The sequence below is a fragment of the Pseudoalteromonas sp. SWN166 genome (genome assembly GCF_015864485.1).
GTDB lineage: Bacteria > Pseudomonadota > Gammaproteobacteria > Enterobacterales > Alteromonadaceae > Pseudoalteromonas.
Map to the genome: position 1 here is coordinate 42,473 of NZ_JADYXB010000015.1, position 21,911 is coordinate 64,383.

The 21,911-nt window shown below is 39.4% G+C and carries 18 protein-coding genes; 12 read left to right on the forward strand and 6 right to left on the reverse strand.

Going from position 1 to position 21,911, the window contains the following annotated elements:
• The first annotated feature begins 75 nt into the window (after window positions 1-75).
• From I6F49_RS10915 to I6F49_RS10935, 5 genes are all read left to right on the forward strand, one after another.
• Window positions 76-753, forward strand: a complete 678-nt coding sequence (locus I6F49_RS10915; protein WP_197180418.1) for a glutathione S-transferase family protein — start codon at window positions 76-78, stop codon at window positions 751-753.
• Window positions 754-837: 84 nt separating this feature from the next.
• Window positions 838-1,965, forward strand: a complete 1,128-nt coding sequence (locus I6F49_RS10920; protein ID WP_166377571.1) for a zinc-binding dehydrogenase — start codon at window positions 838-840, stop codon at window positions 1,963-1,965.
• A 319-nt stretch (window positions 1,966-2,284) separates the two neighbouring features.
• A complete protein-coding gene (locus I6F49_RS10925; protein WP_197180420.1) occupies window positions 2,285-3,274 on the forward strand; it encodes a type IV toxin-antitoxin system AbiEi family antitoxin in 990 nt (329 codons plus the stop codon).
• Window positions 3,255-4,112 (forward strand): nucleotidyl transferase AbiEii/AbiGii toxin family protein, encoded by an 858-nt coding sequence (locus I6F49_RS10930; RefSeq protein ID WP_197180421.1) that lies wholly within the window; start codon window positions 3,255-3,257, stop codon window positions 4,110-4,112. Before I6F49_RS10925 ends, I6F49_RS10930 begins: the two co-directional genes overlap by 20 nt.
• Before the next feature lie 227 nt (window positions 4,113-4,339).
• Window positions 4,340-4,825 carry a hypothetical protein gene (locus tag I6F49_RS10935; RefSeq protein ID WP_197180423.1) on the forward strand — a complete coding sequence of 162 codons (486 nt, stop codon included), beginning with the start codon at window positions 4,340-4,342 and terminating at the stop codon, window positions 4,823-4,825.
• Window positions 4,826-4,866: 41 nt separating this feature from the next.
• On the opposite strand, the gene I6F49_RS10940 is transcribed toward I6F49_RS10935, so the two are convergent.
• Window positions 4,867-6,072 (reverse strand): anhydro-N-acetylmuramic acid kinase, encoded by a 1,206-nt coding sequence (locus I6F49_RS10940; RefSeq protein WP_197180425.1) that lies wholly within the window; start codon window positions 6,070-6,072, stop codon window positions 4,867-4,869.
• Between the two features lie 147 nt (window positions 6,073-6,219).
• Here I6F49_RS10940 and I6F49_RS10945 point away from each other — a divergent pair, with 147 nt between their 5' ends.
• The 4 genes from I6F49_RS10945 to I6F49_RS10960 all read left to right on the forward strand — a co-directional run bounded on the left by I6F49_RS10945 (window position 6,220) and on the right by I6F49_RS10960 (window position 10,470).
• The gene (locus I6F49_RS10945) at window positions 6,220-6,720 is read left to right on the forward strand and encodes a GNAT family N-acetyltransferase (RefSeq protein ID WP_197180427.1); all 501 of its coding nucleotides are present in this window, start codon (window positions 6,220-6,222) and stop codon (window positions 6,718-6,720) included.
• Window positions 6,721-6,905: 185 nt separating this feature from the next.
• Window positions 6,906-7,934 carry an NADP-dependent oxidoreductase gene (locus tag I6F49_RS10950; protein WP_197180429.1) on the forward strand — a complete coding sequence of 343 codons (1,029 nt, stop codon included), beginning with the start codon at window positions 6,906-6,908 and terminating at the stop codon, window positions 7,932-7,934.
• A gap of 49 nt (window positions 7,935-7,983) precedes the next feature.
• Entirely contained in the window at window positions 7,984-8,601 is a 618-nt protein-coding gene (locus tag I6F49_RS10955; protein ID WP_197180431.1) for a glutathione S-transferase family protein, read from the forward strand.
• Window positions 8,602-8,850: 249 nt separating this feature from the next.
• Window positions 8,851-10,470 (forward strand): methyl-accepting chemotaxis protein, encoded by a 1,620-nt coding sequence (locus tag I6F49_RS10960; RefSeq protein WP_197180433.1) that lies wholly within the window; start codon window positions 8,851-8,853, stop codon window positions 10,468-10,470.
• 143 nt (window positions 10,471-10,613) lie between these two features.
• Here I6F49_RS10960 and I6F49_RS10965 read toward each other — a convergent pair whose 3' ends face one another.
• Together I6F49_RS10965 and I6F49_RS10970 are read right to left on the reverse strand one after the other, a co-directional pair.
• Window positions 10,614-10,922 (reverse strand): YkgJ family cysteine cluster protein, encoded by a 309-nt coding sequence (locus tag I6F49_RS10965; protein WP_010554993.1) that lies wholly within the window; start codon window positions 10,920-10,922, stop codon window positions 10,614-10,616.
• Between the two features lie 45 nt (window positions 10,923-10,967).
• Window positions 10,968-12,896, reverse strand: a complete 1,929-nt coding sequence (locus tag I6F49_RS10970; RefSeq protein WP_197180435.1) for a RecQ family ATP-dependent DNA helicase — start codon at window positions 12,894-12,896, stop codon at window positions 10,968-10,970.
• A 242-nt stretch (window positions 12,897-13,138) separates the two neighbouring features.
• On the opposite strand from I6F49_RS10970, the gene I6F49_RS10975 reads away from it, so the two are divergent.
• From I6F49_RS10975 to I6F49_RS10985, 3 genes are all read left to right on the forward strand, one after another.
• A complete protein-coding gene (locus tag I6F49_RS10975; protein ID WP_197180437.1) occupies window positions 13,139-14,443 on the forward strand; it encodes an NAD(P)/FAD-dependent oxidoreductase in 1,305 nt (434 codons plus the stop codon).
• 131 nt (window positions 14,444-14,574) lie between these two features.
• Window positions 14,575-16,671 carry a cupric reductase gene (locus I6F49_RS10980; protein ID WP_197180439.1) on the forward strand — a complete coding sequence of 699 codons (2,097 nt, stop codon included), beginning with the start codon at window positions 14,575-14,577 and terminating at the stop codon, window positions 16,669-16,671.
• A gap of 110 nt (window positions 16,672-16,781) precedes the next feature.
• The gene (locus tag I6F49_RS10985) at window positions 16,782-18,281 is read left to right on the forward strand and encodes a phospholipase effector Tle1 domain-containing protein (protein WP_197119825.1); all 1,500 of its coding nucleotides are present in this window, start codon (window positions 16,782-16,784) and stop codon (window positions 18,279-18,281) included.
• 317 nt (window positions 18,282-18,598) lie between these two features.
• Here the strand turns inward: I6F49_RS10985 and I6F49_RS10990 are convergent, their stop codons facing one another.
• From I6F49_RS10990 to I6F49_RS11000, 3 genes are all read right to left on the reverse strand, one after another.
• On the reverse strand, window positions 18,599-19,582 hold the full coding sequence (locus I6F49_RS10990; protein WP_197180441.1) for an IS110 family transposase: 984 nt from the start codon (window positions 19,580-19,582) through the stop codon (window positions 18,599-18,601).
• A 630-nt stretch (window positions 19,583-20,212) separates the two neighbouring features.
• Window positions 20,213-21,346: a DUF1570 domain-containing protein gene (locus I6F49_RS10995; RefSeq protein ID WP_197119826.1), complete on the reverse strand. Its 1,134-nt coding sequence runs from the start codon at window positions 21,344-21,346 to the stop codon at window positions 20,213-20,215.
• 2 nt (window positions 21,347-21,348) lie between these two features.
• Window positions 21,349-21,831: a hypothetical protein gene (locus I6F49_RS11000; RefSeq protein ID WP_197119827.1), complete on the reverse strand. Its 483-nt coding sequence runs from the start codon at window positions 21,829-21,831 to the stop codon at window positions 21,349-21,351.
• Window positions 21,832-21,911 lie beyond the last annotated feature (80 nt).

Sequence of the window (21,911 nt, forward strand, 5' to 3'; positions counted from 1 at the left end):
TCAACTTAAACACGGGGACCAAAATTGCATTATTTGGCAATGAGTATCCTCACGTTAATAAAGGAAAGCTGACTTATGATTACTTTGCACGGTTTTGCTGCTAGCAATTATTACAACCTAGTTAAACATGTACTTTTACACAAACAACTGCCATTTAAAGAACACCTTGTTTACGGTGGAAGTGAAGAGTTATTAGCAATCAGTCCTGCAGGTAAAGTGCCGGCAATAACCACAGCCAATGGCCTTAATATTTCAGAGTCGAGTGTTATTTGCGACTTTATAGAGGAGTCGTACCCACAAACTCCGCTATACCCTAAAGATGCAGGTGAGCGCGCAGTTGTACGTCAAATTATGAAAATAGCAGAGCTTTATTTTGAACTGCCAAGCAGACGATTCATCCCTTATGTATTTTCGGGTAATGAAGTTCCTGAGGCACTTAAAACAGAAGTACGCCAAGTATTAACTCGCGGCGTTACTGCATTAAGCAAGCTAGGTAAGTTTTCACCTTGGATTGCAGGCGAGCAATTCACAATGGCAGACATTTACGTTTATTACGTAAACACCATTGTTAGCGCCTTTGGCTCTACTCAGCTTGATTGGGATGTACTAGCACAAGTTCCTGGCATGAAGGAGTGGAGCGAATCAATGAGCCAATTAGCCATTGCCCAAAGCATAGAGGCCGACCGCCAAGCAAATATGGCTGACTTTATGCAAAAAGTGAAAGCTCAAATTCAAGCAGTAAACGCTAAATAGCCCTTAGCTATATAAGAAGCCTTTAGCTATAACAGCCCTTAGCTATAACAGTAATCAATACTCATTTTTGTGGGAGCAAACATAATGACAGATAAAAATATCCAACTTACTTCAACTATCAGCGAAGACAATAAACTAACACTTGCCTTAAAAAACATCGAGATGCCAAAGCCTAGTGCCGATGAAGTGGTTATTCGTATTGAAGCTGCACCATTAAACCCATCAGACTTAGGCGTTTTATTCAGCGCAGCTGATATGTCTACTGCAAAGCAATCGGGTACTGATGAAAACCCAGTAATTACTGCCGATGTTCCAGCTCAATTTATGCCATCACTTAAAACACGCGTAGGTAAAGCCACACAAGTAGGTAATGAAGGCGCAGGCACCGTTGTAGCAGCAGGTTCATCACCAGCCGCACAAGCATTAATGGGTAAAACCGTTGCTGTAATTGGCGGTGGTACGTATCGTCAATTTATTTGTGCCAATGTACAAAGTTGCCTAGAGCTAAAAGAAGGGACTACCGCTAAAGAAGGTGCATCATCTTTTGTTAACCCACTTACCGCACTAGCAATGGTAGAAACCATGCGCGCTGAAGGTCATAAAGCTATTATTCACGCGGCTGCAGCTTCTAATCTTGGCCAAATGCTAAACCGTATTTGTATTGCTGATGGCGTTGATTTAATTAATATTGTTCGTAAACCAGAACAAGAAAAATTACTGCGCGATATGGGTGCAAAATATATTGTTAACTCAAGCAGCGACACTTTTCTTGCTGATCTAACCGCTGCAATAATTGAAACGGGTGCAACTATAGCGTTCGACCCAATCGGTGGCGGCCAACTAACAAGTGATATTCTTAACTGTATGGAAGTTGCAGCTGCACGCGATATGAAAGAGCACAGCGTTTATGGCTCAGACACTTACAAACAAGTGTATATTTATGGTGCATTAAACCGAGGCCCTATCACAATAAACCGTAACTTTGGTTTTGCATGGGGTGTAAACGGATTCTTGTTATTTAATGCCTTAGGTAAATTAGGCACAGATACAGTAATAAAAATGCGCAAACGTATTGCAGACGAAATCACCACAACATTTGCGAGCAACTACACGCACGAAGTGTCACTAGCTGAGGTATTACATTTACAATCAATTGCCGCTTATTCAAAGCAAGCTACAGGCGAAAAGTATTTAATTAAACCTCAAGCTTAATTAAATAGGTTTAATTAAGTATTAAAGACCGCAGCACTTAGCACTGTGGTTTTTAAATATAAAAGCAGATGCTAATTAGGTATCTACTTTTTTACGTTTAACACGGGGGCTATTTATATTGAGCTTTTATAAACAATAGAACTTACCATACTCCGAGTTCATTAAAAGTAGTTGTTCAATAATAATGAACATATTAGTTTAGTGAACAAAACTTGACTATCGTTCAATTTTTACCTATGTTCATAAATAATGAACAGTCTAATTTAGTGAACAAATGATAAACCAAGAGCTAATACAGGCAACTATTGAAAAACTAAACTTGCAAACAGGTTTAGGCGCAGAGTATAAAACTTTTAAAAAAGAGTGTGTTGAGGGCGAACTCACTTTGCCTAATGTTAAAAGCAATTTAATTATTAAATGCAAAAAACACCTACATACAACCACCTTACAAAAGTATATTGCTGAATTCAAAATAAAGAATCAGATAACCGATGCCCTATTAATTACTGAGTACATCAATCCAAATCAAGCAGCCTTATTAAAAGAGCAAAAAATATCTTTTATAGACTGTGTTGGTAACACGTATATTAATTGCCCTCCAATTTATATTGATATTCAGGGAAATAAGCCCGAAAAAGCCCATAATAAAATAGCCTTGGCTAAACAATTAGGTAAGGCATTTCAACCTAAGGGCATGAAAGTAGTATTTATGTTTTTAGTGCAGCCGGAGCTAGTAAATAAACCCATGCGCACAATTGCAAAGGTGGCCGAAGTTGCACTGGGAACGGTTAAACAAGTAATTGACGATTTAATATATCAAGAGTTTATAGTTCAAAAAGACCAACACACTAAAATAATCTACAATTCAAAAGCTTTACTAGATAAGTGGTTAGACGCTTACCCTGTAACTGTTGAAGCTAAATTAAAACAAGAAATCTTCACCACTGATAACACAGAGCTACTACAAAAACTTAAACTAAATAATGTAAAAGCGATGTGGGGAGGCGAATATGCTGTTCAACAATATGACAATTATTTAAATGCAAAAAATTATCTAATTTACGTAAACCCTGAACATAAAAAAGTCATTTTAAAAACCGCACGATTACGAAAAGTAAAAGCAGAAGATGATATAAACGATGCACTAACAAAAGTAGTTTTAGTGGAGCCATTTTTAGGCATAGAAAAACTTGTCGGCCCAAAGGTTAATTTAGTACACCCGTATTTAATCTATGCCAATTTATTAGCTAGTAGAGATGCAAGAAACATAGATGCCGCAACGAGGTTTTATGAAAAGCACATCGCTTAATGTCGTTGGTAAATTACCACAAGGGTTAGTTGGCCTTTATCAAAAAATAAACGTCCAAACTGAAGCATTAGGGATCCCTTACCTAGTCATAGGTGCTACCGCCAGAGACATTATACTCCATCATGGTTACGGTGCTGCAATTGAGCGAGGTACAAGAGATATTGATTTTGGTATACAAGTCCAAAACTGGGATCAGTTTGAACAGTTAAAGGAGCATCTCTTAAAAAATGGTTTTACACCTGATAAAACAAAAGTACACCAACTAGTAACTACCGTTCCTAGCGGTGAAAAGTGGGAAATTGATATTATTCCATTTGGAAATATTGCTGGTGATGGTAACTCTATTACTTGGCCGCCACAGCACGATATTGGAATGTCAGTAACAGGCTTTAACGAGGCATTTAAACATGCACTTGACGTAAAAATTGCCAATAGCCCCAACCTTAATATTAAAGTTGCATCGCCTGCTGGAATGCTACTGTTGAAGTTAATCTCATGGCTAGAAAGGGAGCATGGCGTTAGACGTAAAGACGCAATGGATATTTTTTATCTTACTAGGCACTACTCAAAAATACCTACTATCGCAGACTCACTTTATGAAGATGATTTTATGGACGCACAAGACTATGATGAACATAAAGCGAGCACAATGAAACTAGCCACTGATGCTTGCAACATCGCTAACGCAGAAGTTCTTTCGTTCATTAATGAAAAATTGTTCAATGTAGAGTCCAAAGTAGACAATTTAGTACTAGATATAAGCAGAGCAGTTCAAATTGAATATAGTGATGCTGAAGAGCTTTTAAATATTATTTCTAAGCAGCTAAATACTTCTTAACTGTTTTAATGACTGCTTTGTTTTATATAAAGTAATCGCTATTGAAACCGCTCGATACAATTCTCTTGTTCCTCATAAGTTACTAAAACAGCTTTGCTTATAGCGATCTTTTTTGATCAAAAAACAGTGATTATCCGATTAAGTGCAATTTGTCATAAAAGTGCAATCAAAATAGATGATAATTCAAACTCGAACTGTATTTTTTATAATCAAGAAGACTAAGTAAAATGAGTACACCACTAGTGCAACTAACATTTGCACAGCAATCATTTGATGATTCTATGTCTGCGGCGATGAGCCACGCTATGGAATATGAAAAACTATCACTAAAAGCCTGTGCTGCGCATAATGTTACGCTGCAATGTGTGTTGCCTGATGGCGCAAATGAGAGCGATGTTATTTCACTAAGTGCTACGCAGCCCAGTGCACGTGGGGCGCAGTATTTTACTGAAAAAACGCTGAGCAATGCAGACCTTGAATCTGGTACTGTAAACCTAACTTTAAGTAACATTACACAAAGCCAGTGTTTTGTAGTGCAAATGATGCTGCACGGAAAAAACACGACCTTAAAAGAAACCCAACAACTCGATGTGTACATTAAAGCATTTGAGCAAGGCTATATTCCTGAGCACATAACAACTGAACATGCTAAGCCTCAAGGTATTCGTGGTTACTTTGCGAGTATGGGATCTACGTTTTTATCACTGTTTTAGTGCTGGCTGTACTTAAATTACGCGACGCTACTTATAAAACCTTAATCAGCAAAACTTACTTTACCCATAGTAACTCCCGCAATACCTTGTGCAGTATTACTTAGGTGTTGCTGCTCACCGGCTAGGCATTCGTTTGCTAAAATAGCAAATAACACAGCCTCTTTTGCATCAGGGTTTATACCTAAATCGTCGGTGTTTTTAAAAGCCTTAATACGTGGGCAAAGCGCTGTAAGTTGCGCTATTAGTAACGGGTTATGAATACCGCCACCACTTGCATACACCACACAATTTTGTGCGCGCTCTGCACACTCATTTAATGCGCTTGCTATTACTGTGGCAGTAAAGGTATTTAAAGTAGCCATAACATCTCCATGGCTTAAATGCTGAGTATGTGTTTGCTGCTGTGCGGCGTTTAAATACGCTAAGTTAAATACCTCTGGGCCAGTTGTTTTAGGCATTGGGAGTTTAAAAAATGCGTTATTACACAATGCACTCAATAATGGCGTATTTACCGTACCTGCTTTTGCTATTTTTGCACCATCGTCATAATGCATATCTTTAAAATGTTGCTGTACGTACGCATCCATAATGGTATTCCCGGGGCCAATGTCGGCGCTAAACACACCGTTTGCATCGCCATTTTTAGGTAAAAATGTTAAGTTAGCTATGCCGCCCATGTTTAGCAAAATCCGACTTTCAACAGCGCTCGAAAAATATAAATAATCGCCATACACCGCCAGTGGTGCGCCCTCGCCTCCTGCGGCTATGTGTTTTTGCCTAAAATCACCAATGGTAGTAATACCGGTAGTAACGGCTATTTGGTCGCTATCGCCAATTTGTAAGGTGCCGTTATTAAAGTCTTTATGGTTATGCTGCGACTGCGGGCAGTGGTAAATGGTTTGCCCGTGGCTGGCTATTACATCAATATTTGCTGGGTTTATTTGCCAAGTATGTAAGCACTGGTTAACCATATCGCCATGGAGTTTACCTACCCAAGGGTGCAGTAAGGTAACTAGCTCTAAATCGCATTCGCGCTTAGCAAATACCTGCTTTATTTTGGTTTTGTAGTCGTCGTTGTAGTCAACGGTGGTAAAATTTAAAACCTCAATGTGTGTATTTAAGCCTGCGCCCGTTACTTTGCACAGTGCAACATCGAGCCCATCTAACGAGGTACCACTCATTAAACCAATAATTAAACGGCTTGGCTTTTGGGCACTATTATAAAGGGCGGCTATATGTGGGTGCATAATGGCATCTAAACAGGTGTAATATTTTGCTTATATTAGAGTACTTTAAAACAAAGTAATAGCCGTAAACCGTTTAATCTTAATGATTGTACAAGGTTTAAATGATTGCTAAGTTATCGTGTATTCAACTAATAATTAGCTATCGCTATGATCACGCTCAGAGATTTTCAACCGCACGATGCGCCACACATTATTAAAACCTTAAACGATGAGCGGGTAACACGGTATTTATCGTCAAAAATTCCGTTTCCGTATACGCAAGCCGATGCTGATTGGTGGATAAACCAAGGCTCAAAAAATGGCGTAATTGATGCAACGGTTAAGGCCATTGTTGTAAATGAGCAATTTGCAGGCTGTATTGGCATAACCCCAGGGGAGTTTGAGTATAGCCGCAGTGGAGAAATTGGTTATTGGCTAAATAAAGCCTACTGGGGGCAAGGTATTATTACTCGCGCTATTGCACTTATTTGCGAAGAAGCGTTTGCGCAATCGAACCTAAATAGAATTTTTGGTGCCGTATTTGCTGGTAATATAGGCTCAATGAAAGCTCTCACTAATAATGGCTTTGAGGCCGAGGCTGTGCTTAAACAGGCCATTTATAAAAACGGCGTGTTTTACAATAGCCACATTTTTAGCAAGCTTAAATAAAGTATTTAGAATAAATACTCTGCCTATAAGGGTTGAATTACCAGTCCCCCGCCCAAAACTCCTGTTATAAGGTACAAATTTGTACATGCTTATACTACTTAGCGCGCATTATTGTTTAGCTGAACACGATTTTTAAAGCGTAAACATTCGGTAAGTAGTTTATTTATATTAATAGGAGATCTTATATGTCTACGACTAGTCGCCAACTTACTCTTGAATCACGCCCTAATGGCGCTCCAACAGACGAAAACTTTAAATTAAAAACGGTAGAGCTTCCTGCATTAAAAGACGGCGAAGTTTTACTGCGCACTATTTACCTATCACTAGACCCGTATATGCGTGGTCGCATGAGTGATGCTAAGTCGTACGCTGACCCAGTTAATATTGGCGATGTAATGGTTGGCGCAACAGTGTGCCAAGTAGAAGAATCTAAAAACGATAAATTTAGCGAAGGCGAGTGGGTACTTGCCTACACTGGTTGGCAAGACTACGCCATTACCAATGGCGAAGGCTTAATGCAATTAGGTAAAGAGCCTGCTAATCCTTCTTACGCATTAGGTATTATGGGTATGCCTGGCTTTACCGCGTACATGGGTTTACTTGATATTGGCCAGCCTAATGAAGGCGAAACCGTAGTTGTTGCAGCAGCAACAGGCCCGGTGGGCGCAACGGTTGGTCAAATAGCTAAAATTAAAGGCTGTAAAGTAGTGGGTGTTGCTGGTGGTAGCGAAAAATGTGCACATGCTGTTGAAAAGCTAGGTTTTGATGCCTGTATTGATCATAAAGCAGATGACTTTGAAGAACAGCTAGAAAAAGCCTGTGATAAAGGCATTGATGTTTACTACGAAAATGTGGGCGGTAAAGTATTCGACGCCGTACTACCACTACTAAATACCGCAGCACGCGTACCACTGTGTGGTTTAGTATCGCAATATAACGCCACTAGCTTGCCAGAAGGCCCAGACCGTTTAGGTATGCTAATGGGTCAATTGCTTACTAAGCGTATTAAAATGCAAGGCTTTATCATTTTTGATGATTACGGCGACCGTTATGACGAGTTTGCACAAGACATGCAAAAATGGCTGCAAGACGGAAAAATTCAATACCGTGAACACATGGTAGAAGGCATCGAAAATACAGTAGGCGCGTTCAACGATATGATATGCGGCAAAAACTTTGGTAAAACAGTGGTTAAAATTAATAACCCTCTTTAATTTAAATAGCTTATAAGGGCTTAGCCCTTATAAGCTCAAAAGGACTGACATGATCAAACTACACCATTTAAATAAGTCACGCTCAAAACGCGTAATTTGGCTTTTAGAAGAGCTAAATGTTGATTACGAAATTGTGGCTTATCAGCGCAATAAAGACACCTTCTTAGCTCCTGACGAATTAAAGCATATACATCAACTTGGTAAGTCGCCAGTGATTGAAGACGGCGGCCTAATTATTGCTGAATCAGGCGCTATTACCGACTACCTTATTACTAAATACGGTAACGGTAAATTTGCACCAAAAGTAGATACCGCTGAATACGTTGATTATCAGCAATGGCTACACTTTGCAGAAAGCTCAGCAATTTTGCCACTTTTACTTAAAATGTTTGTACTAAAAGACGGCGCTAAAACGCAGTTTTTAGAGGGCTATGCCGACGCCGAAACAGTTAAAGTAATTAGCTACTTTAACGACCGCCTTGAAGGTAAGCGTTATTTAGTGGGCGATACCCTAACGGGCGCTGATTTTATGATGTCGTTTATTGTTGAAATTGTTAAAAATTCAGGTCAATTAGCGCACTTTAAAAACCTCGTTAAATACGACGAGCAATTACAAAGCCATGAGAAGTTTCATACAGCGAATGAGCTAGAAGCAAAGTACGACTAACTACTTTTATATAATCTTTTTATGTAACACTAAGGGGCATTTAGCCCCTTTTTTATGCCTATAAATATGTCAGTAAAATATACCTGTAAAACAACCCCACTAAAGTTACGCTTGTAAACTAAATTAACAAATACCCCCTTATTGCTAATAAAGCTTCAGTTTATAGGGCATAATGCCGATATTATTTTGAAATTATCACTAATAATGCTGGCTCCCCTTACTGGTATTAACTCAAACTTGGAATCATCCATGACAATAAACATGCGTTTAGCGACCGGTTTTGGCGTAATTTTATCAATGATGCTTATTTTAACCATCATTGGCATTTCCCGCGTTAGCCTCATTAATAATAACATTACCCACATGACCGACGTAAACTCGGTAAAACAGCGTTACGCTATTAACTTTAGAGGCAGCGTACACGACAGAGCCATAGCCGTGCGCGATGTAGTGTTAATTACCGACCAAAACAATTTACGCACTGTTTTAAATAACATAAAAGAGCTAGATGCTTTTTACCAAACATCTAGCCGCGCAATGCGCGACCTTACCGACAAAATGTCGAGTGAAGAGCAATCATTACTTAATAAAATAAATCAAATAGAGCAACGCACTCAGCCTTTTATTCAAGGTGTTATAAACGCTAAAAGTACTGGAAACCTAAACGAAGCAGAGCGCATTTTATTAACTGATGCACGCCCTGCGTTTACCCAGTGGCTAAATGTTATAAACCAATTTATAAACCTGCAAGAGCAAGCAAACCAAATAACAACAATTGATACCCGCGAAGTAGCTAGCTCGTTTAAAACCTGGATGATTGCGCTTACTGTAATTGCTGTTTTAATAGGCACAAGCGTTGCGTATGTTATTAGCCAACTGATCAGAAATTCAGTAGGTGGCGAACCACAAGAAGCCGCAGAAGTTATTGCCCTTATAGCCCAAGGTGATTTGAGAGGTGATGTACAATCGTGTTGTCCAAATAGCATGATGGCTTCTGTAGTGGTGATGCAATCTAAATTAAAAACCATTGTAGATAGTATTATTAACTCATCTGAAGAGCTTTCTACGCACTCTGCAAGCGTAGCGTCTGGCTCGCAGCAAGCACTTAGTGCCGCTGACGCACAAGTAACTTATACAAACTCTGCTGTAAGCAGCCTAGAAGATATGAGCCGTAGTATTCATGCTGTAGCCGACTCGGTTAGGCAAACAGAAGATAATTCAAAAATAACCGCGCAATTATCGCAGCAAGGTAGTATTGCAGTGCAAAAAGTAGCGGCCGAAATTGAGCAAATTTCAGTAACGGTAAAAGCCACGGTTACCCAAGTAAACGTATTACAAGAACATGTAAAACACATTGGCGATATTTTAAGTGTGATCCGCAGTATTTCTGATCAAACAAACTTGCTTGCACTAAATGCGGCAATAGAAGCGGCAAGAGCAGGCGAAACAGGCCGAGGCTTTGCAGTAGTTGCTGACGAGGTAAGGCAACTAGCCCAGCGTACGGGTGATGCAACAGGCGATATTGAAAAGATGATTTTGCAAGTGCAAGAAAACACCCAAGCGTCGGTAACAGCAATGGAAACCACAGTACCACAAGTAGAAAATGGCTTAACGCTTACTCACGAAGCAAACGAGTTACTGCATCAAATACAGCAACAAGCTAACGACTCATTAAGTAACGTGCTTGAAATTGTTGAATCAACATCAAACCAAGTAGCTACCGTGGCGCAAATTAGTACCGGCGTTGAAGAAATTGCCAGTATGTCTAAAGAAACCAGCATGTCGCTTAACAGTAACGCACAAGAAGCGGTTGCATTAGCCGACCTTTCAAACACACTTAAAAAGTATATTAGTTACTTTAAAGTTTAAGTGTTTAACCTAAACTCTGATTAAAAGATTTGCAGTAATTAATAAAGGGGCTTTAAGCCCCTTTATTGTAGGTATAAGTTATAGATAGTAATAACCTAGTTAACTAACCTGGATTGAGATTAACTGTACTGAGTTAAGACTAACTATATACCTGCTAAATCGCGCTCGGTAATACACTCACCCGACGCCATTTCAAACTCGCGACATACTAATGGGCGGTTTTCGTAAATAGAGCACATAAGCGTATTACGGTCGAGTGCTTGGCACCAGCCGTCGTCAGCGCGTTTCATTACTTCGCTGCCCCATTTATCGTATTCAATGTAGTTAAAAGGCACGCCGGTGTCGGTTACTATGCGCACTTCTAATTGGCAACAACAGGCTTGGCAGTTAGCACACGTAACGGGCTCTGGGGTAGTAGAAATATTTTCAACGGGAATAACAATATGAGGCATAGTGGCTTACTTTTTTGAATAAGCCACTAGGATACAGTAACTAATTTAACGCGCTAGTAGTTTTGCTTTAATATCGCTGTAACGCATTTGCTCGCACAGCGCAAAACCACTCAGTTGGCGCACTTTATTACGCGCAAATAACGGCACACTCATCCCTGCTAAAAAGCGGCATTGGGTTTCAATACCCACATTATGATTACCTTTGCCTGCCATATGCGCTAAAAATTCATCTACCTTTTGATAAATAAGTTGCTCGTCAATATATGCAGGCTCTATAGAGTATTCAAGCTTAACCGCATGACCTCTACACACACTACAATGCCCACATTGCTCAGGTGCATTTTGATCGTCAAAATAGCGCGCTAAGTTATAGCTTAAGCAACTTTGTAGCTCAAAAAAGCGTACCAGTGCAGCAATACGTTTAATTTCGGCCTGTTCTTTGTCGGTAAAGTAGTCGTGAAGTTGCTGGGCAAGCTCTGGGTTATTTATAACCTCTCCATGCACTTTGTATACTTGGGTAATACGTTTGGTTTCGAGCGTTATTAGGTTTTTTTCGGCTAGGTAGTCAAGAGCAGCCACTACGCGTTTTCGATCAACCTGCGCAGCTTGTGTAAGGGAGTCAAAATTTAGCGTGCCCCATATTTTTTTAAAATCGGTATGGCTAAATATTTGTGTTAAAAATGCTTGGCGTTGCTCATCAAAATGACCAAGTAGCTCGTTTTTATCAACCAAAAATTTATATTTAAAATCGGCGTAGTATGCATATTGCGGCGTTATAGCGCCTTGCATTTCTAGCTGTACGAGTAAGGTTTTAAGGGCCAGTTGTCTAATATTACTTTCGCTCGATAAACTATATTCTTGCATTTCCCATTGCTGGTGGCTTTGGCGAATATCGTTAATTACGTATTCAATACCGCTCAGCTCTGGGGTGTCGCCGTATACAAAATTTTCGACTGTATTTAGGCCGTCTAGGTTAGCAAGCGTGTAGCAGTTTGATGGATCGCCATCGCGCCCTGCTCGGCCAATTTCTTGGCTGTAGTTTTCTATCGATTTAGGTAAGTCGTAATGTATAACAAAGCGAATATCAGATTTATCAACGCCCATACCAAAGGCTATGGTTGCCACTACAACGTTAATTTTACCGCCCATAAAGTCATCTTGAATTTGCCAGCGTAGCGTATCTTCAAGCCCTGCGTGGTAGGCAACAGCATGAATGCCTTGAGCACTCAGTGTGTTTGCTACTTGCTCGGCGCTTTGCTGCAACGTTACATACACAATACCAGGGCCACTTTGCGCACGTACAATATTGGCAAGTTCGGTGTTTTTATCGGCAGTTTTAACGCTCAGCACGCTTAAATCTAAATTAGCGCGGTAAAAGCCCGTTTGCACAATGCACTCAGGCGCAATAGCAAAGCGCTCTGCCATATCGCGTTTTACTTTTTTAGTGGCCGTTGCAGTAAGTAACAACACTAAAGGAATATTAAGCTCTTCGCGGTAACGCGGCAGTTTAAGGTAGTCGGGTCTAAAGTTATGGCCCCATTCTGATATACAGTGCGCTTCGTCTACCACCAACATAGAAAGCGCAACTTGGCTTATAAACTCTCTAAAACGCTCGTTTTTAAAGCGCTCAACCGACACCATTAATACTTTTATTTTACCATTTCGCACGTCATTCATTACCGTGCTGCTTTGCATTTGATCTTGGCTCGAATCAAGGCTGGCAGCATAAATACCTTTGCTATTTAAAAAGCTAATTTGATCTTTCATCAATGCAAGTAAAGGCGATACAACTAAGGTTAAATTTGGTAAATGCAACGCAGTTAGCTGGTAGCACAACGATTTACCCGAGCCCGTAGGAAATATAGCCAACGACGACTGACCATTTAAAAGCTGCTCAATAGTTTGTTGTTGGCCTGTTCTAAATTGGCTAAAACCAAAGTGCTGCTCAAGTGATTGAATTAGTGGCGTGGTCATAAATGTCCTTTTGGTGTTTTAACAGCAATTTAACTGCACAGCTAAACGATAAAAAAGTGAGTATAACTTATATGCCTTTATTCAGCATTTTTTGCTGACATATCCTTTATTTAGGCGCAGACTAATAGCGTAAAAATAAATAGTCACGTTTGCCAAAAATAACTTTTTGCCATACCCAAGTAACCTCAAAACACTAAAAATAATACAGATTATTTGGGTATATTATTTTTGAGGGCAACGTTATGAATATTACTACACCTAAAATTGTCGTTATTGGCGGTGGTGCTGGCGGATTAGAACTCGCAACGCAATTAGGTCATAAGCTAGGAAAGAAAAAACAAGCAGAAATTCTACTAATAGACAAAAACCGTACCCACATATGGAAGCCGTTACTGCACGAAGTAGCGACAGGCTCTATTGACCCCGATTTAGATGGCGTTGTTTATTCAGCCCATGCAGCAAAACATCATTACAACTTTCAACTTGGTACTTTTTGCAATATAGACCAAAGCAATAAAACAATTACCCTTGCACCACTTAACGACGAATTAGGCCACACCATTTTACCTGGGCGTACCGTACGCTACGATCACCTTGTTATTGCCATTGGCAGCGTAAGTAACGACTTTAATACCCCGGGTATAAAAGATCATTGCTACTTTTTAGATTCAAGCCAACAAGCAGAGCGCTTTCAGCACTCATTACTCGACAGCTTTACCCGCCTTCATCAAGACGACAACCAACAGCAATCACTTAATATTGCCATTGTAGGCGGCGGCGCTACGGGCGTTGAACTCTCAGCTGAGCTTTATCATGTGTCTGAGCTATTAAAGCTTTATGGCTTAACAAATATGTCGTCTAAGCGTTTGCATATTCATTTAATAGAAGCCGGCCCACGTATTTTACCTGCATTACCGGAGCGCATTGCCGTAAGTGCTAAACGCGAGCTATTAAAGCTTGGCGTAAACGTGCGCGAACAAACACAAGTAAAAGAAGGCACCGCACAAGGCTTTATCACCAAAGATGAAGAACACATTGATGCCGATATAATGGTATGGGCGGCAGGTGTAAAAGCACCTGATTTTATTAAAGACTTAGGTATTTTTGAGCTTACTCGTAGTAATCAAATTCAAGTAAACGAGTTTTTACAAAGCACCGTTGACGAAAGCATTTTTGTATTAGGCGATTGCTGCGCATTTACCCAAGCCGACGGCAAGCAAGTACCACCACGCGCACAATCGGCGCATCAAATGGCGTTGTGCGTCGAAAAAAATCTCATCGCAACATTAAAGCAGCAACCACTACGCGGCTTTAAATACAGCGACCATGGCTCGTTGGTTAACTTATCAAGCTACAGCACCGTGGGTAACTTAATGGGTAACCTAACCAGCAACACCTTTTTTATTGAAGGTAAAATTGCCCGCTTTATGTATATATCTTTATACCGTATGCATCAACGCGCCATACATGGCAGCGCAAAAACCTTTGCATTATGGATAAGCGAAAAAGTACTGCGTGTAGTGCGTCCTAAAATGAAATTGCATTAAAAGCAAACTGAATTAGCAGCCTATAAAATGGCTTTAATAAATTAATACTTTATTAAAGCCTCTTACACTATTAGTATCTAAAATAGTACCATGTGGATAATTGAAATAGTGAACCTAAAGGATTAACGTTTATGAAAAAAGGACCCCTGGCGCTTATTGCCATTGCTACGGTTGTATTGGCAACTTATATATTTATAGCTCAATCCAGCTCACCAGTAGTAAAGCAAAATTTAAAACCTGCCTCAAATATAGTTCAGCCCAAAATAAAACAACAAAAGCAGATCGTTCAAGCATCCCCACAACAGAAAGTAGTAAAACTAAAACACGAAATTAGCCTTTGTAAAAATAAATCGGCTGATAAAGCATACAAAATAAATGAAATAAACCAATCGCTTACTTCATTTTTTAAAAATGAACTCAACAAAGGTACTTCTGTCGCCGACCTATTAATGTATTCAGGTTTGTATGAGGCATCTTATCAGTCATATACAACGCTACTTAAAGAAGCGATTAAAGATAAACAAAAAAAAGACTATAAAATAATTGAAAGCATAGCTATTTTAGCTGACTGGCAAGGCATTGAAGCTATTCAAAATTTCACCACTGATAAAGTAAAAGAGATGGTGCAGCAGTTAGGTTCGGCTACCCAAAGCCCTGCTGGTTTAACATTTAACGTTCCACTTGATGAAAATGTAAAAAAAGAAACCCTCTATGCACTATTAAACAATTCCGACACGTTTACCACTTATTTGCAGTCGTTTATTCGTATTGAAGGTAGTAATGTTATCTCTCCCGCCACGCTACTTATGCTCAATGCAAATAAACTTTCAATTGACGAATTTGAGCATGTAATCACAGTAAATCAATTTACGGTAAATGAACTCGCAGTAGCTATAAATAACGGTCTACCTAATGAGTATATTTTTGCGTTAATGAAGCAAGTACCTTCACTTAATGATATGCCTATTTATGACAATTTTACCGTTTTATATAACTTAGCCGATTTAGCTATTAGCCAATTTAATTTACCCTTAGTAAAAGCATTAAAACAAGCAGGAGTCTCGCCAACCAATAAAGCAGGCCTATTTACAGCGTTAGATATTGCCATAATTAATTTACCTAAAAACGGAAACTTAACTTTAGAAGATTTAGATAAAAGTAAGACTGATATGATGGATTACTTAATCGCCGAAGGATATAAAGCCCATGGTGAGTTTAATTATAAAAATTCATCAGATAAGACTCTACTTTTTGAAAACAAATTTAAATATCAACAAGGTACTTTTATTAGTGAGCAAACAAACCCTTTAAGTTACCTCTACTTTAGCCAAATCTCTATAATTGAAAACTCTATGCTGCCTAGAGTAACTGAGCCAGATAACTCTGAAATATCTCAATTTTTACTAGAGCTACAACATAAAAAAGAAGATCTAGATTCAGCCTCAAGCAATTGTAATCAATTAACAGAAAAGCTGTTTGCAGCCCAAAAGCTCATACGAGATAGTGATGCTTACGACAAAGTGCGCAAAATCGAAAAAGAGTATGGCAGTAACTTTGAAGACGTATTACAAAATATAGACCCTGTTTTAGTTAATTATTGGTGGAACACTCTTGCCCGCCGTACCTCTTCAGATAGAAGCGATAGTGTATTTCGTGAGTATTTAGCTAAAAAAGAATTTCAAAAAGCACATGAATACAGCCAGACAACTCCACTAAATCAAACAGAGACAAACGTGCTATTTATTAGGTTACTTAAGAATCCATATGACTTAGTGCCTATTTGGAATAGTCGAACGCTACCTATCCCTCCAACAGAGTTGGTTAGACTAAGCTGGATTCCGCTTAGTCAATGGCAAGAACTTGCACAACTTGGTTTTGATTTTTCGATTACCGATATACATGGACGCGACGTTTATACACAAGCTGCGTCGTCTTCTGTCGAAGCAGTCCAATTTCTAATTGATAACAAAATACCGACTGTTCCCAGTAAACTTGGCGTAGATATACTCGACTTAGCGCTAGAACAAAGCTACACCAAAGGTGAGTTAAGCCCAATGGTTCCTTTAGCTTTGCAGCTTGTTGAAAAATTTGAACCAAACCACTTTTCTCGCGTTGCCCGATTAAAAATATTTTACCCTGAAGTTTATCAGCAGTTGGTACAACTTAACTCTGCGCTTAAACCATTAGAGGAAACAACGTTAAATAGCTATACTTTTTATAATCACTGATCTTCATAGCAGGCGAGCCATAAATTAGCTCGTCATTACCTGATGAATATTGTCTTTAATTTTTAACATTGTCTGTGTAGAGTATTTAAAACAACTAAGGGAATTGGGTTATGACGGGTAAAACGCTAATTTTTAACTTTGACGGCACAGGAAACGAGCCCCGTGACGCAGAACAGTTTAGCTCAGATCATTTTAAAGAAGACTCTAATATTACAAATATTCTAAAACTGCATTTGCTGCTTGGCGGTAAATTAGAAGACTCCCCTATTACTCCATTTTTAAACCAACTCAGTTTTTATTATCAAGGTATTGGTACCAAAGGCAGCCGCCTTAAACGTATTTTAAACCAAACCCTTGCACCTCGTGGTGACGACGTAGCCAGTATTTTAAATCAAGCGTTAAGCGACTTTAAAGCTCACTATCAATTAGGCGATACCATACTGCTAACAGGTTTTAGCCGAGGCGCTGCGCTTGCCAGACGCTTTGCTAAATGTTTAGAACCCTTAATAAGCAACAACGTGTATGTATGTGTGTTTGATACCGTTGCCTCTATTGGCTTATCAAAAGTAAGTAAAGCCACTCGTGGCGCAGAGCACGTTATTTTTGAAAACCACACCATTGCCAACAACATTACTCAAGCGCTGCACTGCGTAGCCCTTGACGAAAAACGCCGCGCCTTTGAACCCACACTCATGAACCATCAAAACAATATTACCGAGCTATGGTTTGCAGGTGCGCATTCAGACATTGGCGGTGGTTACTACCGCGATGGCCTAGCCGATATTAGCTTGCGCTATGCACTTGAGTGGTTAATAGAACAACCGCTTAATATATCGTTACTCACTAGCCACGACATAGATTACGAAACCTTACTCCCCGACAGCAACTTAGTAGCACAAGATGACGTAACAGTAACGCCCGATCCGCTCGCATTAAGTCATCAACAAAATTACTTTTGGTTTAACCCGTTTTTTAAATTAGTAGATAGAGAGTGCTATGTATTAATTGATGACGAAGCCAGCAACCTTGAGCCCTTAGTGCACTTCAGCGTAGCCGAACGCATTAATAAGCTAACCAGTTACCGCCCAGAGTCGCTTAAAAAATTGCATTACAAAATTAGCTACAACGACAACACCACGCTTAGTTTTATTGGTTTAAGCCAACATATAGAACTGGCTAATCAAAACATGAGTGTGCTGAGCATTAACCAAAGCCAAGATGTAATGGTATTTGCCTCTGAGCAATACAACGCAACCGGGCTCATGCTAGAGCAAGGCGCTACGTACCGCTTTACCCCATATCCAAATCAATACTGGTTTGACGATGGCATAAAGTGCACGCCATTAGGCTGGAACCGCGACAACGTACAACTTGGCGTAAAAGAAATCCCAATGGCCGTACTCGAACCATTTAGACGATTTCCTCGCGCGCAATGGTTTTCACTCATTGGTGCTATTAATAAAAACGACGACCACCTTTTTGAAATAGCCAACGGCGCCGATATTAAAATAGATAAATCAGGCGAGTTTTGCCCATTTGCAAACGACCTAAGCCGCTTTTATGGCGCTAATGCGGGTAAAATAAAAGTGAAAGTAACGCGGTTGGAATAGTAGATTGCACAGTATTTTAGATTGTAGGTGCGATTTTACATCGCGCAAAAGCGAAGCGTTTAAATTGTAGGTGCGATTTTATCTCGCGCTTTGGCTTTATAAAAACACCATGCGAGGTATAAAACCTCACCTACAACAACTCAAACACGACACTCAACAAACCCGTAGGTGCGATTTTACATCGCGCTTTGCTCTTATAAAAACACCCGCGAGGTATAAAACCTCACCTACAACAATTCAAACACCCCAATCAACGCTACAAAGCTCACCCAAACACCTGTAGATACCATCTCTCATTTTAAGCTTCAAGGTCGTATTTAACTTTCTTGGAGCTTAAACGCTTCTTGGTTTTTTATTACACCAAAACATATATGAATTAGCTTTCGCATATTTGCACACACAACTTGCATCGGTGTTTTACCATTATTTATTAACGTTAACTTGTGTCGTTTTATTGTTTTATTCCATTGCCCAGCGACAATGGCCGCCATATAAAGTTTACATCGAATTCTGGCTGGCCCAAGTTTACTGATTGATGTTCGCCCTTTTAATTTACCCGATTCATTGTGCCGTGGGATTAATCCACAATAAGCCGCCGCTTCTTTGGCTTTATTAAATTTTTTAGCGGCAAATAAATACGTCAGCTCTCTCGATAATACGGGCCCAATGCCAGGGATAGACTCAAGTAGTTTCCTGTTTCTTTTTAAATCAGGTTCATTATCTATGTGGTTATCAATGTCAGATTTAAGCTGTTTAATTTCATCGTCTAAAAACGCGATAGTCACTTTTATTGATTGGCAAACACGCGCAGAAACGTTGCTGAATTCACTTGCTTCTAATCGGTTAGCTTCTCGTTGTCGGTTACTCTCAAGCGCATCTAAACGACGGATAAGGGCTTTAAGCTCTCTAACTTCTAATGCATCAGGTTGCCAATAACTAACGACTGCGTGCTTAGCACAGCCGTAATGGGCAAGCATCGTTGCATCAGATTTGTCTGTTTTATGAATTATGTTTAAAGCGTCTGCATACTTTTTAGCTTTACCGGGATTCGCTAAAATAATATTAAAGCCTTGCTCGTGTAAAAAATACATCAGTGCTTCATGATAAACACCCGTTGGTTCGAGGGTGATAACGAGCTCATTAGCAGCGCTTTTAGTTGTATTTAAAAGCCATTTTTCTATTGCTAAAAAGTCTTGATGCTTGTTTTTAAAGACTTTTGTTTTAATCTTGTTTGTAAGCTGGTCTCTCAACCACGATAAATCAATCTTCTCTTTACTAATATCAATGCCGATAAACATCATCTCTACTTACTCCCCTTGTACATACAGCATCTACTTAAATAAAAGTGTGCTTGGATACCATTCAGTTTCTGAGAATAGAAAGTCAGGGCTTTATCTACGGAGCAGTATTAAATACTAGGCGCTGAGGCAAGCTCACTGACTTCGATGTGATAAATGATAGCTAATCATTTATCAATGAGAGATACAAGGCGCTCAGCTTGCTCGCGCGAAAAGCGAAGCTTTTAAATTGTAGGCGCGATTTTACATCGCGCTTTGCCCTCTAGTAACTAGATCATTACCCCAATCAACTCTACAAAGCTCACCTAAACACCTATTCGCCTCACATGGTGAGGCGAATAACAATTTATTTGCCTCATACAATGAGGCGAATAGGAAAGTTAATTGCCTCATTACATTTAAGCGTTAAACAGAAGAATAATTCATTTTTCAATGGTAAAAAAAATCCATTTATAAGCGAGGTATAAAACCTTACCTACAATAATTAAATCACCACTATCAACAAACCCGTAGGTACGATTTTACATCGCGCTTTGGCTTTTAAATAAGGCCAAGCTAAACACCTGTAGGCGCTCAGCTTGCTCGCGAGAAAAGCTGTAGGCGGGAGTTTACCTCGCGCTTTTGGTTTGTAATTTAAAATATATGCACTTTTAAAGGAGTTTTTAACCGCTTAGAATATTCACGGTTAAGATTAGGAAGCTGCTTATACATCATCGTTTTTAATTGCTTTTCAGATAACTTATTACAGAGAAATTCTTGCTCAGCAAGCATTATATTCTTAAGTAACGCTCTCCCTGCTTTCGTATCCATTAAGAAGTAAATTGCAGCCCAACTGCTTGCATACAGCTTGCTGGTATCACCTTTTTTCCACGAGTCATCTAAACCCACTAACGAATCAATTGAAAATACACTTTGAGTAATATTGTTATTTTTCGTCCATGAACTATTCGGCTCAACAATAGCTGTTTGCATATTATTTTTAGTAAGCTCAAAGTATTCAGCAAATCCTTCATTAAACCATCTAGGGGTGTAGCCTAAAACTGCTTTATTAATGGCATGCACTGCCTCATGTACGGCAGTTCGCATTGCACTGTGTGCATTATCATAATGAATAAAAGCAGAGTTACTCGCATGAAAATACATACCCGCAGTATTTGTAGGGTCAGCACTGCGTTGCTTAATTGCGGCCTCATAAGTGCGGCGCGTAGGCAGTACCGTTAAATTAAGCTTTACCTTTTTAAGTGCGTGCACGCCAATAATCTGTCCATATACTTTAAATACAGTATTGAGTTTTATGCGTAACGCTTGGTTAAATGACGAAGGTAAATTAGGCGTATTTAAAGTGAGGTCAAAGTAATCTAACGGTTCAATAAAACCAGGATCGTAAGTTGCTACCGCAAAATCCGGTTTTTTGTCACTAAAATGCGGCACACCGTCACTGTCTGTCCACGTAAATATATCGCCATTACGTTTATATTTAACCTTCCCTAACGATACATCCACGCAGCGCGTATTGTTAGCTTGCGATAAATGATTATCGGCAGATACTGATACATTTTGTAAAGTTGCCGAGCTTACATTTTTAAGCTGTTTAGTTGCTAACGGTTCAGTAGTTACCTGCGACGATAAACTACTATAAATTCGTTTAACCTCGCCTATAGGATCGTGATAATTAAATACCCGCCCAGTAAAATGATTAGCAATGAGCGCCGATGCAATTAGCAGCACAAAAAATACAATCACCACGCGTAATTTTGTTTTAAACATATTTATGGGCGCCTTTGCCACTGTGCTTCAAATAACTCTTTTTGCTTACCCCGATACTCGCTACACCATACGAAATCGGCCGACTCCATTCCTTTTTTACGACAACGTTTAGGCAATTTATAAAATTTTGACCAAGCATCAAGCTTAGCGGCATCTTTATAGCTATCGCTGTGCAAAGACATGTTTGATACTTTTTGATTGAGTAACCAATTGCTATTAGGCGTACGAGTTGGAGTAGAAGTAGCCTGATAAGCGCTACCGCTCTTTTTAGGCTTACTGCAGTGATTAGCAAGTAAAGTAAATAGCGCTTTATCGCGTGCAGTTAAACGCTCACCTTCTTTATTACTGTAGCCACTTCTAAATTGAGATCGAATAGCTTCTCGCTGCTTTTTAATGCTATCGCATTGGGCTTGTGTATAAGCCTCACCAGCTTGAGGAAAAGTTGTAAATACGCTAATAAATACCAGTAAGATCCATTTAATCATTATTCATTCCCTGAATTAAAACTTTAAAATAGTGTACCTATAAATGTGAAAAAACACATCAACATTACTAATCCAAAAAA

What these genes read in the sequence shown, in the direction of transcription:
- I6F49_RS10915 (WP_197180418.1), top strand. Translation starts at nt 76, where the DNA reads ATGATTACTTTGCACGGTTTTGCTGCTAGCAATTATTACAACCTAGTT.
- I6F49_RS10920 (WP_166377571.1), top strand. Translation starts at nt 838, where the DNA reads ATGACAGATAAAAATATCCAACTTACTTCAACTATCAGCGAAGACAAT.
- I6F49_RS10930 (WP_197180421.1), top strand. Translation starts at nt 3,255, where the DNA reads ATGAAAAGCACATCGCTTAATGTCGTTGGTAAATTACCACAAGGGTTA.
- I6F49_RS10935 (WP_197180423.1), top strand. Translation starts at nt 4,340, where the DNA reads ATGAGTACACCACTAGTGCAACTAACATTTGCACAGCAATCATTTGAT.
- I6F49_RS10940 (WP_197180425.1), bottom strand. Translation starts at nt 6,072, where the DNA reads ATGCACCCACATATAGCCGCCCTTTATAATAGTGCCCAAAAGCCAAGC.
- I6F49_RS10945 (WP_197180427.1), top strand. Translation starts at nt 6,220, where the DNA reads ATGATCACGCTCAGAGATTTTCAACCGCACGATGCGCCACACATTATT.
- I6F49_RS10950 (WP_197180429.1), top strand. Translation starts at nt 6,906, where the DNA reads ATGTCTACGACTAGTCGCCAACTTACTCTTGAATCACGCCCTAATGGC.
- I6F49_RS10955 (WP_197180431.1), top strand. Translation starts at nt 7,984, where the DNA reads ATGATCAAACTACACCATTTAAATAAGTCACGCTCAAAACGCGTAATT.
- I6F49_RS10960 (WP_197180433.1), top strand. Translation starts at nt 8,851, where the DNA reads ATGACAATAAACATGCGTTTAGCGACCGGTTTTGGCGTAATTTTATCA.
- I6F49_RS10965 (WP_010554993.1), bottom strand. Translation starts at nt 10,922, where the DNA reads ATGCCTCATATTGTTATTCCCGTTGAAAATATTTCTACTACCCCAGAG.
- I6F49_RS10970 (WP_197180435.1), bottom strand. Translation starts at nt 12,896, where the DNA reads ATGACCACGCCACTAATTCAATCACTTGAGCAGCACTTTGGTTTTAGC.
- I6F49_RS10975 (WP_197180437.1), top strand. Translation starts at nt 13,139, where the DNA reads ATGAATATTACTACACCTAAAATTGTCGTTATTGGCGGTGGTGCTGGC.
- I6F49_RS10980 (WP_197180439.1), top strand. Translation starts at nt 14,575, where the DNA reads ATGAAAAAAGGACCCCTGGCGCTTATTGCCATTGCTACGGTTGTATTG.
- I6F49_RS10985 (WP_197119825.1), top strand. Translation starts at nt 16,782, where the DNA reads ATGACGGGTAAAACGCTAATTTTTAACTTTGACGGCACAGGAAACGAG.
- I6F49_RS10990 (WP_197180441.1), bottom strand. Translation starts at nt 19,582, where the DNA reads ATGATGTTTATCGGCATTGATATTAGTAAAGAGAAGATTGATTTATCG.
- I6F49_RS10995 (WP_197119826.1), bottom strand. Translation starts at nt 21,346, where the DNA reads ATGTTTAAAACAAAATTACGCGTGGTGATTGTATTTTTTGTGCTGCTA.
- I6F49_RS11000 (WP_197119827.1), bottom strand. Translation starts at nt 21,831, where the DNA reads ATGATTAAATGGATCTTACTGGTATTTATTAGCGTATTTACAACTTTT.